The sequence below is a fragment of the Mycobacterium sp. 050128 genome (assembly GCF_036409155.1).
Classification (GTDB): domain Bacteria; phylum Actinomycetota; class Actinomycetes; order Mycobacteriales; family Mycobacteriaceae; genus Mycobacterium.
Map to the genome: position 1 here is coordinate 2,813,418 of NZ_JAZGLW010000001.1, position 13,497 is coordinate 2,826,914.

Genomic DNA, 13,497 nt, shown 5'->3' on the forward strand with positions numbered 1-13,497 from the left:
CCGGAATACACTGCCCCTGACAGCACACGCCGCCGCCCGTATATCCTGGCGCTGCCCGTCGGGGTCGGGCAGGCAGGCGCATTGAGAGCTGCGAGCGGGAGCGGGGACCGCAATGATCTTCATCGTCGTCAAGTTCGAAACCAAGCCCGACTGGACCGACCGCTGGCCGGACCTGGTCGCCTCCTTCACCGCGGCCACCCGCGCCGAAGCGGGCAACCTGTGGTTCGAGTGGTCGCGCAGCTTGGAGAACCCGGCAGAGTACGTCTTGGTCGAGGCATTCCGCGACGGTGACGCCGGCGGCGTCCACGTCAACAGCGAACACTTCAAGCAGGCGATGCAAGAGCTCCCACAGGCCCTGAAGTCCACGCCCAAGATCATCAATCAGACGATCGACGCGACAGGGTGGTCGGAGATGGGGGAGATGTCGGTCGACTAGCCGACGGCCACTTCGATTTCTTCGCCCAGCGCATACCCCGTCGCCAGCGGAAGTGTGTCGCCACTCCAGAACGAGCCCGGGTCAAAGTAATTCGAGTACTTCTGGGTGTTGAGCAATCCCATTTCCTCGTACGTGATCGCCACCGTCTCGGCGCAGTACGCCGTTTCCAGGCCCATGCGCTGACGTTCCTTGCGTCGCTGCGTCGAGTCCCGAACTTTTTTGTCTACGAAGGGGATTCCCTTCGTCCAGTCGTAAACGGTGGGTAGCCGGCCACGAAACCAGCGGCCGGTCAGGCGCGCTGTGGTCGGAAACGCGGTGCCGTCCATCCGCGCGATCACCCGCAGCAGCTTGTCCTCTTGTTCGCGGGTGGGATGCGGCGTCAGCTGTCGCAGCCAGCAACGTTGGTGGTAGCGCTCGTTCCACTGCAGGACGGCCTGGTGCAGATCGTTGAGCTGCACGCCGCGATGGTTGGTCCCGGTCCACATGTCGGCGAGCTTGTCGCCGAGTTCGGCATGCCAGATCAGCGGCGGCAGGTCGTCGATGGCCACGGTCATGCCGACGTGGTTCACCGGACTGTTCGTCAGGGTCTGAATGGCACGGTCGGGTCGCGAACCGCCGCGGAACAACCAGAGGTCGCCGGTTCGGGTCTCGTTCAGCGCCTGGTCCAGGGTGAGCATGGCTTAGGAGTTCTCCAGCACGTCACGCGCGACAGCGCGCGCACTGGCGGCCGCCGGATAACCCGCGTAGCCGGTCATGTGATAGATGACCTCGCCGATTTCCTCGATGGTCAGCCCGTTGCGCACGGCGATCGGGAAATGCGCCTTCAGTTCCTCCGAGGCTCGCAGCGCGATCAGCGCGCCCAGGGTGACCAGGCTGCGCGAGCGGCGATCCAATCCTGGCCGCGTCCATAGCGATCCGAAGACATGATCGAGACCCAGCTCGAGGAGTTCGCCGGCAACGCCGTCGTCACGCAGGCTGGTGGCGTCGTCCGGGATCAGGCCCGGCAGCATCTCCTTGAACACTTCCAGTCCCGCAGCGCGTGCATCAGTCATCGGTCATCACCTTTCATAGGGGCTCGCGAGAGATCTGGTAGTCGATGTAGCCATCCCAGTCCGCGAGGCGTCGGCGCAACTCCTCGACCACTTGCGGATGAGTGGGCACGAAGAATCGGTTGTGCAGGATCGCGTCGGCGACCAACTCTCCGACGGTCGCCGGGTCGAGCAAGTCGAACTGCTCGCCGGGAATGCGCAGTGGCGCGCCGCTGCCGAAGCTCGGCACGTCGGCCGCGATATTCGTCAGAACTGGCCCCGGGCACAGCAGAGTGACGCCAATGTTCTTGGGCCGCAGGTAGATTGCCAGCCCCTCGCTGATCTGTACGATCGCGGCTTTACTCGCCGCGTACGGCATTCGGTCGTAGGAGTAGGTGAAGAGTCCGGCGAACGACGCGGTGTTGACCAGATGCCCGCTGCCCTGATCCAGCAGCAGCGGCAGGAATGCGGCGTTGCTGCGGACCACCGACATCAGGTTGATGTCGAGGATGCGTAGCCATTCGGCAGCGGGAATGTCTTGTGGCAGGCCGTTTGTCAGGACACCGACGTTGTTGACCACGATGTCGACCCGGCCGAACTGCTGCAGCGTCGCATCCCGAATGCCTTCGAATGCCTCGGGATCCGACACGTCGGCGCGATGCGGCGCAACCGCGGGCCCCCGCTCCTCGGCGAGGAGCTGGATGCCTTCGTCGTCGCGGTCGACCGCCACGATGCGGGCGCCCCGGTCGGCCAAGGTGTAGGCGATGGCGCGACCGATGCCGCTGGCCGCTCCGGTGATGACGGCGACCTTGTCGCGAAGGGTGTCCATGGCGGTAATAGCGTGTCAACTATGCGCAGCATTTGGAAGTGGGTCGGCCTGGCCGGCGTTGCCGGTGTCGTCGCCGGGGGCGCGCTGGTGGTGCGCGATCAACGCAAACGCCGGGCTTACACCCCCGACGAGATCCGCTCCCGGCTGCACCAGCGGCTGGCCGAGTCCGATATTCAGCGCGAGGACTCCACGGCGAACAATCGATAATTGCCAGAAAAACCTTTCAACTCGACGTCGCGGCCCTCGTCGAACCAGATGTCGTCACAGTCGCGCAGCGCGTCTCGCACCGGCTGGCTCACCAGGATTTCGCCACCGACGGCTTGAGCCGCGACCCGCGCCGCCATTGCGACGTTGCGCCCGAACAGATCATCGCCGCGACGTACCGAGCGGCCCATGTGGATGCCGATCCGCACCCGAATCTCCTCGTGCCGCTTGCGTTTTGCGTCCCGGTGCAGCTCGTGCTGAAGCTCGATGCCACACCGCACCGCCTGTTCGGCGCGGGCGAAGGCGATCATGAAGCCGTCGCCCTGGCTCTTGACCACATGGCCGAAGTGGCGCTTCACCAACCCGGAGACGAGCTTGTCATGCGAGCTGATCAGCCTGACCCAGGCGCGGTCGCCGATCCGCTCGTTGATGGCGGTGGACTCCTCGATGTCGGAGAACAGAATCACCACCCGCCCGTCGGGAGTGACCCGGGCGAGATCGGGCCGCTCGACCTCGGCCCAGTCGGCGAGGTCTTCGATGTTGCTGCGCACCGCCGCGCCAAAGCCCTCCTTGCGCATCACGGTGGCGGTGTTCCACACCGTCTTGACGGCCTCGCGACCACCGGATATCAGCCAATTACGGGCGTCGGCACGTTGCCGTAACTCCTCGGCCTCCTCACGGCTACGAACAAGCAACCTCCACATCACACCGAGTCCGCAGGCTTCGACCACGGCAAGTCCGGCCAGGACGTAGACCGCGATATGCAGTGCATCACCCACGTAACGCATCCTTGCAAAGCGCGCGATGGCTTCCGGTTGTCGGCCCTATCCCCAGTGTCTAGGGTTGAGTGCGATCACCCCCGGGTAGTGAATCTCAAGTGAACCGATCCGGTGGCTTTTGGGAGGTTCGATCTTGGCCGACGACGGTGGTGATTCGTCCAACCTGCTGGTGATCTTTGGCATTACCGGTGATCTGGCCCGCAAGATGACGTTCAGGGCGCTGTATCGGCTCGAGCGCCGCAACCTACTCGACTGCCCGATCCTGGGTGTGGCGAGCGACGACATCAGTGTCGAGGAGCTCGTCGCGCGGGCTCGCGGGGCGATCAATGACGCCGGGGAGAAGATCGACGACGAGGTGTTCGATCGACTGGCGAATCGGTTGGACTACATCCACGGCGACGTCACCGACCGCGATCTCTACCACCGGCTGGCCGAGATGATCGGTACTGACTATTGCCCGCTGTACTACCTCGAGATGCCGCCCGCGTTGTTCGCGCCGATCGTCGAGAATCTCGCCCGAGAGGGCCTGGTGGCGCGCGCACGCGTCGCGGTGGAAAAGCCCTTCGGCCATGACCTGGAGTCAGCGCGCGAACTCAACGAGCGATTGCGCGCGGTGCTGGAGGAAGACCAGATCCTGCGGGTGGACCACTTCTTGGGCAAGCAGCCCGTGGTCGAACTCGAATGCCTCCGGTTCGCCAATCAGGCGCTGGCCGCGCTATGGGATCGCCAGAGCGTGTCGGAGATTCACATCACGATGGCCGAGAACTTCGGCGTCGAGGACCGGGGCAGGTTCTACGACGCGGTCGGCACGCTGCGCGACGTGGTGCAGAACCATCTGCTGCAGGTCCTGGCGATGGTGGCGATGGAGCCGCCGGTGGGCGGCACCGCCGATGACCTCAACGACAAGAAGTCCGAGGTGTTCCGCGCGATCCCGGCGCTGGATCCCGAACATTGCGTACGCGGTCAGTACCACGGCTACACCGATGTCGCTGGGGTGGCAAAGGATTCGCAGACCGAGACCTACATCGCGCTGCGGACCGAGATAGACAACTGGCGCTGGTCCGGAGTGCCGATCTTCCTGCGGGCCGGCAAGTCGCTGCCGGAAAAGGTCACCGAGGTGCGGTTGTTTCTGCGCCGCGTTCCGCAGCTGGCCTTCCTGCCGCACCGCAGGGCGGCCGAGCCCAATCAGATCGTGCTGCGCATCGATCCCGAGCCGGGGATGCGGATGCAGCTGTCCGCCCAGGTTCGCGACGAATGGCACGACGTCCACCTGGACTCGTTGTTCGCCACCGACCTGGGTGAAGCCGAGGGACCCTACGAACTGTTGCTGCACGCCGCGCTGACCGGCGATCGCACGCTTTTCGCGAGGGAAGACAGCATTGAACAGACGTGGCGCATCGTCCAGCCGCTGCTCGACAAGCCGGGCGAAACCCATCCCTATGAGCCCGGGTCCTGGGGGCCCGAGGCCGCGCAGGCGCTAGTCCGCGGTCACCACCATTGGCAAGACCCGTGGTTCCCTCCAAAAACGCAGTCGGGACAGTAAGGAGACCAGAAAATGCAGCTCGGAATGATCGGCCTGGGCCGGATGGGCGCCAACATCATCCGTCGTGTCGTCGACGGCGGCCACGAGGGCGTCGTCTACGACTACGACAAGGAGGTCGTCAAGACGCTGGCCAACGAGAAGGGGATGACCGCGGCGTTCTCGGTTGCCGAGCTGGCCGAGAAAATGACCGCCCCACGGGTCGTCTGGGTCATGGTGCCCGCCGGCAGCATCACCACGTCGGTGATCGAGGAGCTGGCCGACACTCTCGAGTCCGGGGATATCGTGATCGACGGTGGTAACTCCTACTACCGCGACGACCTCAAGCACTCAAAGCTATTGGCCGAGAAGGGGATTCACCTCATCGATTGCGGAACCAGCGGTGGAGTCTGGGGCCGGGAGCGTGGTTACTGCCTGATGATCGGCGGTGACGACTACGCCTTCGAGCACGCCGAGCCGCTCTTCAAGACCATCGCGCCCGGGGTCGATGCGGCACCCCGCACGCCCGGCCGCGACGGCGAGGTCGCGCAACCGGAGAAGGGCTACCTGCACTGTGGTCCGTCGGGGGCCGGGCACTTCGTGAAGATGGTGCACAACGGCATCGAGTACGGGATGATGGCCTCGCTCGCCGAGGGCCTCAACATTCTCCGCAACGCCGACATCGGCACGCGTATCGAAAAGGGCGATGCCGAAACCGCGCCGCTGTCCAATCCCGAGTGCTACCAATACGACTTCGACATTGCCGACATCGCCGAGGTGTGGCGCCGGGGCAGCGTCGTCGGCTCCTGGCTGTTGGATCTGACCGCGATCGCGTTGCACGAATCGCCCACGCTGTCGGAGTTTTCCGGACGGGTCTCCGATTCCGGAGAGGGCCGCTGGACGGCGATCGCGGCGATCGACGAGGGCGTGCCCGCACCGGTGCTCACCACCGCGTTGCAGTCCCGCTTCGCGTCACGCAGCCTCGACGACTTCGCCAACAAGGCGCTGTCGGCGATGCGCAAGCAGTTCGGCGGGCACGCGGAGAAACCGGGAGTGGGCGGCTGACGCGGCGACCGCGAGGGCGGCTGACTAACCGGTCAGCCGCTTGACGAACTCCACCACTACGTCGCTGAAGGCGTCGTTGTCGTCGCCGGCCGCGGTGTGCCCGGCGTCGGACAACTCGACGAACTCCGCACGCGGAACCGTCGCCAGGAAGTGCTTGACGCCTTCGGGGCTGACGACGTCGGAGAGCTTGCCGCGGATCAACAGGACCGGAATCTTGAGATCGGCCGCGGCCTGCTCGAAGTGCTCGGTGCGCAGCTCCGGGTCGTCCCCGGGTGCGGTCATGAACGCCGGATCCCAATGCCAGTACCAGCGTCCGTCACGCAGCCGCAGGTTCTTCTTCAGGCCTTCGGGGCTGCGTGGTTTTTCCCGGTACGGCAAATAGGCGGCGACGGCGTCGGCGGCCTCTTCGAGCGAGCCGAAGCCATGCAGGTTGGTCAGCATGAAATCCCGGATGCGGGCGCTTCCGGTCTTCTCGTATCGCGGCACCACGTCGACCAGCACCAATCCGGTCACCTTCTCCGGTCCCGCGCTGTCGGCGACCAGGATGCCGGTCAGTCCACCCATGCTGGCGCCGATCAGCACCACGGGGTGGCCGATGGCGTCGAGGACGTGCAAGACGTCCGCCATCAGGGTTTCGATCGCGTAGTCCGCGCCCGGCGCCCGGTCGCTGTCGCCGTGCCCGCGGCTGTCCAGCGCGACCACGTGATAGCCCTCGTCGGCCAGCACCTGGCCGGTGTTCTTCCAGGAAAATCGGTTCTGGCCGCCGCCGTGCAGCATCAGGATCGACGGTCGGCCCGCGATCGCGGCGTCACGGTTCCATTCGTCGGCGACGAGACCGATACCGCCCGCACCTGCGAACTCGACCGTCTGGGAACTGCTGCTCACGGTGCTCATCGATCTGACGTTACATAGTCCTCCGATGATTTCTGCCGATTGGTGGGGTCTATCCGACCGACGACCGACGCCCGTAGCCCGACACCGGAGGAGACGCCCATGCCATCGATCACGCCCTCGCTGTGGTTCGACCACAACATGGAGGAGGCGGCGACGTTCTACATCTCGGTTTTCCCGAACTCGCGAATCGAGGAATTCAACCGGAGCACCGACGCCGGACCCGGCGAGCCCGGCTCGGTGCTGTCGGGCACCTTTGTGCTGGACGGCACCCGGTTCATCGGGATCAACGGAGGTCCGCACTTCACGTTCAGCGAGGCGGTGTCCTTCACTATCGAGTGCAAGGACCAGGACGAGGTCGACTACTACTGGGACCGGTTGACCGACGGTGGCGAGGAATCTCAGTGCGGCTGGTGCAAGGACCGCTTCGGTCTGAGTTGGCAGGTCGTGCCGAACCGGCTTTACGAGCTGGTGAGCCATCCCGATCCGGCCCGTGCGACGGCCGCGACCCAGGCGATGTACGGGATGCGCAAGATCATCGTCGCCGACCTCGAGCGGGCGGCCGCGCAAGTGTCGAAGTGAAAACCCTTGATGCCGTGCAGCTTTAGACATTCTTCGGCTCCGGTCGGTGCGGTCCGGACTCGCACGCGTTAGGTTGGTCCGTGCGGACGCGCGCCGAACAGGAGTGAACATGGCGGACTACCCGAGATGACCGAGCCGCGGTGGATCGACGTGCCGGGCCCTCCCGCGGACCTCAAGGCGCTCACCTGGGGACCAGCCGATGCCCCGATCGCCTTGTGTCTGCACGGCTTCCCCGACACCGCCTACGGCTGGCGCAAGATGGCCCCGCTCCTTGCCGCGGCCGGCTGGCGGGTCGTCGCACCGTTCATGCGGGGATACGCGCCGTCGTCCATTCCTGACGACGGCAGCTATCACGTCGGCGCGATCATGGACGACGCGCTGCGGGTGCGTGAGGCCGCCGGCGGCACCGACCGCGACGTGGTGATCGGACACGACTGGGGCGCACTGGCGGCCACCGGACTGGCCGCGATGCCCAACAGCCCGTTCACCAAGGCCGTGATCATGTCGGTGCCGGTCTCGGCCGCCTTCCGCGGCCAGGTGAGCGAGCGCGGCCGGCTGGCCCGCCAGATTCCTCGTCAGCTGCTGCGCAGCTGGTACATGTTCTACTTCCAATTGCCTTTCCTGCCTGAGCGTTCCGCGTCCTGGGTGGTGCCGCGGTTGTGGCGGCGGTGGTCTCCGGGTTATCGCGGTGCCGAGGAGGACCTGCGCCACGTCGATGCCGCGATCGGAACACCGGAAAGCTGGCGGGCGGCGCTGGGGACCTACCGCGCCACGCTTCGCAACACCCGGCCGCCGCAGCGGTACGCCGAACTGAACCAGCGGTGGACCGAGGCGCCGATCCTGCCGTCGCTGTACCTGCATGGCCGCGACGACGGTTGCATGACTCCGGCTTTTGCGCACTGGACCCAAAAGGTGCTGCCCGCCGGCAGCGATGTGGCGATCATCGATCACGCTGGGCATTTCCTGCAGCTCGAACAGCCCGAGAAAATCGCCGAGCGGGTGCTGGCGTTCATCGGCTCACCCGGCTGAGCCCATGGCCGCGCGCCGAATGGCGGCCGTCGATGCGCAGTTCTACTGGATGTCGGCCAAAGTCCCCAACGACGAGTTCCTGCTCTACGCATTCGACGGCGAACCCGCCGACCTGGATGGTGCTCTCGACGAGGTTCGGCGTCGGGCTCGGGCGTGCCCCGAGCTGAGGTTGCGGGTCGAGGATGGGTGTTCGCCGACGTATCCGCGGTGGGTTCCCACGACGGTGACGCCCGAGCAGGTGGTGCGCCACAACCTGGCCGATCACAGCTGGCAGGCCTGCCTGTCGGAGGTTGCCGGCTGGGCCGACAGCCAGCTGGACCTTCGCCGGATGCCCTGGCGGCTGCACGTGTTCACGCCGGTGCGCGGCATCCCGGGTGCCGACGGCCCGGGGGCGGTGGCGGTGCTGCAGGCGCCGCACGCGCTGGCCGATGGCGTTCGCGGTGCGGCGCTGGCGGGCTGGCTGTTCGGCCGGCAGGCCCCGGTGCCCGAGGTGCAACGGAGGTGGCCGGGCATCTTCGCGTGGCGAGCCGCCCAAGCGGCGTGGAGCCATCGCGGGCTGGTCCGCGATACCCGGGCGGGGCTACTGGTACCGGGGGCCGGGACTCGCCCGCCGCTTGCCACCAATGCCCGCCCCGACGGTGTTCGTTCGATGCGCACACTGGTGCGCCATCGCTCGCAGCTACGTGGTCCCAGCGTCACCGTCGCGGTGCTCGGCGCCGTTTCGACCGCGTTGTCGCGGTTGCTTCCCGACTCGACAGATTCGCTGGGCGCGGAAATCCCGATGGCTAAACCCGGTGTGCCGCAAGCGAATAACCACTTCGGCAACGTCGTCGTTGGACTCTATCCGCGGCTGGAGCTGGATGCGCGGCTGGATCGGATCGCCACCGACCTGGCCAACGGCCGGCGCCGATTCGAACATCCCGCGACCCGGGCCGGCGACCGGGCATTCGCGGCGGTGCCTGCCCCGCTACTGCGTTGGGGCGTCTCACGATTCGACTCCGACGCCCGGTCCGCGCAGGTGCTGGGCAACACCGTGGTATCCAGCGTCAACCGCGGGCCCGCCGATCTGCGGTTCGGGAACGCGCGGGTGGTGCTGACGGCCGGCTATCCGGGACTGTCCCCGTCGATGGGTCTGACGCACGGAGTGCACGGCATCGGCGAGACCATTGCCATCAGCGTCCACACGGCGGAGTCGGTCCTCGCCGACGTCGACGCCTACCTGGAATTGCTGGACGCCGCGTTGTAGCGAGGTTACTGCGCATCACCGGATCTCGCGGCTTCCTCGCGGGTCAGCCCGGCGGCGCCGATCAGCTCCTCATGCCATTCGAACCACACCGTGTGATACGAGTCGATCAGCGGCCGGGTCAGCCAGGTGATGTCGCCGGACTTGACTTTGTCCAGTGCCGCAACCAGTTTCACCGAATACGCATTCAACCGCGGTATCTGGGCCGCGGCCGCCTCGATGATCGGCAGCACCCGGGCGTGCACGCCGTCCAGGCGGGCCAACACCGCCGCGTCGTACTCGACGTCGTCGTGCGCGTTCGGTTCTCCGGCGGGGCCGCCTTTGACCTGCCAATCGGTGACCAGGGCCTTGAAATCCGCGTTCACGCTTCGGAAGTCGTCGTAAGCGGCGGTCATCGCGGCCTCGTCAATACCTTCGCGCTCCTGCGCGAGCAGCGCGTCCAGACGGTCGCGGCCGCTGGGGCTGATCCGCAACGTCGCTGTGCCGACGAGCAAGCCCGATGCGGTCAGCCGTTCGGCGACATCGTCGACGTCTTGGTTCAGCGTCGCGCTCAGATCGGCCGGACTGACGCGCCCCTTGAGCCGGACCGCTTGCAGCACGGCCAGTTCGGTCACGGCGCGTCCTGGCTCGACAATCGCAGCGCGGCCAGCATGACGATCAGTGGGGAGGCCGAAAGCACGTCGGTACGACCGCTGTCCAGGGCAGCACGCACCGCGGCGTCGGAGGTGTCATCCAGCCGGGGATGGTCGCCGCTGGTGTGCGCGCGCAGTGGGCTGATCCGTCGTGCCAGGTCGGCGAGTTCGCGTAGTTCGGGCGTATCGGTCTGCGACCATGAGGTCGGGGCCAGATTGCCTTCGCGCACTTCGCCTTCGTAGCCGTCGACGGTGATCTGCTTGCCGGCCAGCGTTGCCGCCACTCCGTTGCCGCAGCCCACCACGGCCACCCGGCCGAGCTCGCGGCTGACCACTGCCGCGTGGCTGGCGGCCCCGCCGATCTCGGTGACGATGCCATGGGCGGCCAGCATGCCCATCACATCTTCGGGCCGGGTGTGGTCGCGCACCAGGATCACCTGCTCGCCCCGATCGGCGGCCTCGAGCGCTTCGTCGACCTGCGTGTAGGCCTTGCCCGACACCACGCCCGGGCACGCGGGCAGGCCTTTGGCCAAAAGTGGTGCAGCCAAACGTATTTCCGGTTGGAGCGCGGGCAGCAGCAGGGCTTCGACGTGCGCCGGGGTCACTCGGCGCAATGTCTCGGTGGCGTCGATGAGTCCCTCGTGATGCAGCTGCAGCGCCAGTCGCACCGCGGCCTGCGCCGAGCGCTCGGCCGCCCGGGTCTGCAGCAGCCAGAGTTTGCCCTCTTCGACGGTGAACTCGATCTCCTGCACGTCGGACCCGAGCCGCTCCAGGGTGCGGGCGACGTCCATCAGCTCGTCGTAGACCGCCGGCTGCTCGTCGCGCAGCGCGGTGATCGGCTCGACGTCGACCAACCCCGATACGACGTCGTCGCCCTGGCCGCCGGGCAGCCATTCGCCGAACGGTTCGTTGGCGCCGGTGATCGGGTCGCGTGAGAAGAACGCTCCGGCACCGGAATTGGCGCCCAGGTTGCCGAACACCATGGCCTGTACCACCACCGCGGTACCGCCGCGATCGTTGAGGCCGTAGTGGTCGCGGTAGGCGACCGCGCGCGGCGAATTCCACGACGCGAACACCGCCTCGATGCCCGCGCGCAGCTGCGCGTACGGGTCGGACGGAACGGATTGCGATTCTCCGCCGACGATGCGCTGATACATATCGGTGAACCGCAACCGGGTGTCTTGGGCGAACTTCTCGGCCCCCGATGCGGCTAGCGCCTTCGTCACCTCGTCGTTGAGGCCGACGTTCAGGATCGTGTCCATCATGCCGGGCATCGACAGGGTGGCGCCCGAGCGCACGCTGACCAGCAGCGGCCGCGGACCGCGGCCGAACGTGCGGGAGGTTTCGGTCTCCAGCCACTTCATCCGGCTCAGCACGTCGTCCCAGATCGCGTCCAGCGTCGTCGCGGGCTCGGCCAGATACCGCAGGCCCACCTCGGTGGTGATGCAGAACGCGGGGGGCACCGGCAGGCCGTGCCGACGCATGACCTCGATGCCGTGGCCCTTGTTGCCCAGGATCTGCCGCGGATGGTCCGCGTCGCCGTTCAGCAACACCACGGTGTGGTCGGTGGAGGTGGCGGCATGCCCGATGCTCTCGGGAGTGCTGTTGCCTCGTGCGATACGCGCCGTGGTGCACCCCCTCCTGGCTCTGGTTTCGGCATACGCGGGAACGCCCGCTATGTTCCCACACTGATCGCCGGCCACAGCCGCTCACCGCTGCTGTTATCCGATCCGGCCGATGATCTAGGTTTGCACGTATGACTCCCTATGACGTCGGATTACTGATCCTGCGGCTGGTGCTGGGCGTGACATTGGCCGCGCATGGCTACAACAAGTTCTTCGGCGGCGGCCGCATACCGGGCACCGCGCGCTGGTTCGAGAGCATCGGTATGAAGCCGGGCAAGTTCCACGCCACCGTGGCCGCCAGCACCGAAATGGCCGCCGGGCTGGGCCTGGCGGCCGGGCTGCTCACACCGATCCCGGCGGCGGGCTTCGTGTCGCTGATGCTGGTCGCGGCCTGGACCGTCCATCGCCACAACGGGTTCTTCATCGTCAAGGAGGGCTGGGAGTACAACCTGGTCCTGGCGATCAGCGCGATCGCGGTCGCCACGCTGGGCCCCGGCCGGCTCAGCCTGGACTGGGCGATTTTCGGGATCAACGACCCGCTGATCGGTTGGAACGGCCTGCTGATCTCGGTGGTGCTCGGCCTGGCCGGCGCCATCGGCCAGTTGCTGATCTTCTACCGCCCGCCGGCCAAGCGAGCCGGCTAGATCCCCAGCGCGCCCGGAAGCTTCTTGCGCTTGGCGTCGTAGAGTGCCGCGTCGGCGATTGCGTACAGCGCGGCGATGTCGGCGCCCGCAGCGCTGTGCGATGCGGTGCCGATGCTGGTGCCCGGGGTGTGCAGGCGGACGTCGTCGATAAACCGAGCCGAACTGCCCGGTGCCAGGTTCGCGTCGTCGGCGATACACACCGCGAATTCGTCGCCGCCGAGCCTGGCCAGAACGGCATTGGCGGGCGCGAGTTTTCGCCAGCATTCCGCCCGGCTGATCAGATGCTCGTCGCCGGCCAGGTGCCCGTGGGTGTCATTGATCGTCTTGAAGTTGTCGATGTCGAGCACCATGACGGTGATGGTGATCGCCGCCGAACGGGAGCGGTCCAGCAGGTCGGCGGTGGCGATCTCCCAGCCCGCCCGGTTGAGCAGACGCGTCAGGGGATCGGTGCACGCCGCGGCGACCAGGGCTCGCATCAGCAACCCGAACGATTCGGCGGCACCGACGATGGCGATCACGAAGATGAAGTAGTCGATCCCCAGCTTGGGCGTCGGTGCGACCGCAAGAGCCAGGACGCATGCCCCGGTCAGCACGGCGACCAGAATCGCCCCGCGGCGCGGCGAGTGGAAGGCGCGCAGGTACATGGCCAGGAAGATCGGCGCGATCAGGCAGACGAACTCGGCGAGGATCGCGATGTGGAAGGCCATCACGATCGGGGTGGCCGCGATCGCAACGGCGGTCGCCGGCGCGGGTCGGTCGGGACGCACGCCCAACCAGACAAGTGCGGCGATGCCGAGGACGATCGCGATGATGCCCCCGGTAGGGTTCGCGTAGGTCAGGCCCTTGTGAATGGGAAAGAGGGTGAACGTCGCGCCATAGGTGTAAAGAAAAGTTGTGCCGCCCAAGTAGATTCGGAGCAGCCGAACTTGCTCCCTGGCGTAGAAGCCGCTGCCGGCGCTGGCATGTAGCCGCAGCCGATATCGCTGAGCGG

16 protein-coding genes are annotated in these 13,497 nt (G+C 66.6%); 8 read left to right on the top strand and 8 right to left on the bottom strand.

Annotation, left to right across the window (positions count from 1 at the left end; all coding sequences use genetic code 11):
• Positions 1–112: 112 nt before the first annotated feature.
• Entirely contained in the window at positions 113–436 is a 324-nt protein-coding gene (locus SKC41_RS13640; RefSeq protein WP_330978065.1) for a putative quinol monooxygenase, read from the top strand.
• Here the strand turns inward: SKC41_RS13640 and SKC41_RS13645 are convergent.
• Genes SKC41_RS13645 through SKC41_RS13655 form a run of 3 tightly spaced genes read right to left on the bottom strand, consistent with a single transcriptional unit; the run spans position 433 to position 2,293 of the window.
• Complete coding sequence (locus tag SKC41_RS13645) at positions 433–1,113, bottom strand: guanylate cyclase (RefSeq protein ID WP_330978066.1); 681 nt, start codon at positions 1,111–1,113, stop codon at positions 433–435. The genes SKC41_RS13640 and SKC41_RS13645 overlap by 4 nt on opposite strands.
• A gap of 3 nt (positions 1,114–1,116) precedes the next feature.
• A complete protein-coding gene (locus SKC41_RS13650; RefSeq protein ID WP_330978067.1) occupies positions 1,117–1,488 on the bottom strand; it encodes a carboxymuconolactone decarboxylase family protein in 372 nt (123 codons plus the stop codon).
• A gap of 13 nt (positions 1,489–1,501) precedes the next feature.
• Positions 1,502–2,293 carry an SDR family oxidoreductase gene (locus tag SKC41_RS13655; protein ID WP_330978068.1) on the bottom strand — a complete coding sequence of 264 codons (792 nt, stop codon included), beginning with the start codon at positions 2,291–2,293 and terminating at the stop codon, positions 1,502–1,504.
• A 21-nt stretch (positions 2,294–2,314) separates the two neighbouring features.
• Between SKC41_RS13655 and SKC41_RS13660 the strand changes: the two genes are divergently transcribed.
• A complete protein-coding gene (locus SKC41_RS13660; protein WP_090605676.1) occupies positions 2,315–2,500 on the top strand; it encodes a hypothetical protein in 186 nt (61 codons plus the stop codon).
• Here SKC41_RS13660 and SKC41_RS13665 read toward each other — a convergent pair.
• Positions 2,467–3,285 (bottom strand): adenylate/guanylate cyclase domain-containing protein, encoded by an 819-nt coding sequence (locus SKC41_RS13665; protein WP_330978069.1) that lies wholly within the window; start codon positions 3,283–3,285, stop codon positions 2,467–2,469. The genes SKC41_RS13660 and SKC41_RS13665 overlap by 34 nt on opposite strands.
• Before the next feature lie 124 nt (positions 3,286–3,409).
• On the opposite strand from SKC41_RS13665, the gene SKC41_RS13670 reads away from it, so the two are divergent.
• Together SKC41_RS13670 and gnd are read left to right on the top strand one after the other, a co-directional pair.
• Entirely contained in the window at positions 3,410–4,819 is a 1,410-nt protein-coding gene (locus SKC41_RS13670) for a glucose-6-phosphate dehydrogenase (RefSeq protein WP_330978070.1), read from the top strand.
• A 12-nt stretch (positions 4,820–4,831) separates the two neighbouring features.
• Positions 4,832–5,860 carry a phosphogluconate dehydrogenase (NAD(+)-dependent, decarboxylating) gene (gnd, locus tag SKC41_RS13675; RefSeq protein WP_330978071.1) on the top strand — a complete coding sequence of 343 codons (1,029 nt, stop codon included), beginning with the start codon at positions 4,832–4,834 and terminating at the stop codon, positions 5,858–5,860.
• A 24-nt stretch (positions 5,861–5,884) separates the two neighbouring features.
• Here the strand turns inward: gnd and SKC41_RS13680 are convergent, their stop codons facing one another.
• Complete coding sequence (locus tag SKC41_RS13680) at positions 5,885–6,754, bottom strand: alpha/beta fold hydrolase (protein ID WP_330978072.1); 870 nt, start codon at positions 6,752–6,754, stop codon at positions 5,885–5,887.
• 99 nt (positions 6,755–6,853) lie between these two features.
• Between SKC41_RS13680 and SKC41_RS13685 the strand changes: the two genes are divergently transcribed.
• From SKC41_RS13685 to SKC41_RS13695, 3 genes are all read left to right on the top strand, one after another.
• Complete coding sequence (locus SKC41_RS13685; protein ID WP_330978073.1) at positions 6,854–7,333, top strand: VOC family protein; 480 nt, start codon at positions 6,854–6,856, stop codon at positions 7,331–7,333.
• A gap of 126 nt (positions 7,334–7,459) precedes the next feature.
• On the top strand, positions 7,460–8,362 hold the full coding sequence (locus tag SKC41_RS13690; protein ID WP_330978074.1) for an alpha/beta fold hydrolase: 903 nt from the start codon (positions 7,460–7,462) through the stop codon (positions 8,360–8,362).
• Between the two features lie 4 nt (positions 8,363–8,366).
• Entirely contained in the window at positions 8,367–9,608 is a 1,242-nt protein-coding gene (locus SKC41_RS13695) for a WS/DGAT domain-containing protein (protein WP_330978075.1), read from the top strand.
• A gap of 5 nt (positions 9,609–9,613) precedes the next feature.
• Here the strand turns inward: SKC41_RS13695 and SKC41_RS13700 are convergent, their stop codons facing one another.
• Together SKC41_RS13700 and SKC41_RS13705 are read right to left on the bottom strand one after the other, a co-directional pair.
• Positions 9,614–10,219, bottom strand: a complete 606-nt coding sequence (locus tag SKC41_RS13700) for a MarR family transcriptional regulator (protein WP_330978076.1) — start codon at positions 10,217–10,219, stop codon at positions 9,614–9,616.
• Positions 10,216–11,826 (bottom strand): pyruvate, phosphate dikinase, encoded by a 1,611-nt coding sequence (locus tag SKC41_RS13705; protein WP_330978878.1) that lies wholly within the window; start codon positions 11,824–11,826, stop codon positions 10,216–10,218. Before SKC41_RS13705 ends, SKC41_RS13700 begins: the two co-directional genes overlap by 4 nt.
• A 167-nt stretch (positions 11,827–11,993) precedes the next feature.
• Between SKC41_RS13705 and SKC41_RS13710 the strand changes: the two genes are divergently transcribed.
• A complete protein-coding gene (locus tag SKC41_RS13710) occupies positions 11,994–12,506 on the top strand; it encodes a DoxX family protein (protein ID WP_330978077.1) in 513 nt (170 codons plus the stop codon).
• Here SKC41_RS13710 and SKC41_RS13715 read toward each other — a convergent pair.
• Positions 12,503–13,480 carry a GGDEF domain-containing protein gene (locus SKC41_RS13715; RefSeq protein ID WP_330978879.1) on the bottom strand — a complete coding sequence of 326 codons (978 nt, stop codon included), beginning with the start codon at positions 13,478–13,480 and terminating at the stop codon, positions 12,503–12,505. The genes SKC41_RS13710 and SKC41_RS13715 overlap by 4 nt on opposite strands.
• Between the last annotated feature and the right edge of the window lie 17 nt (positions 13,481–13,497).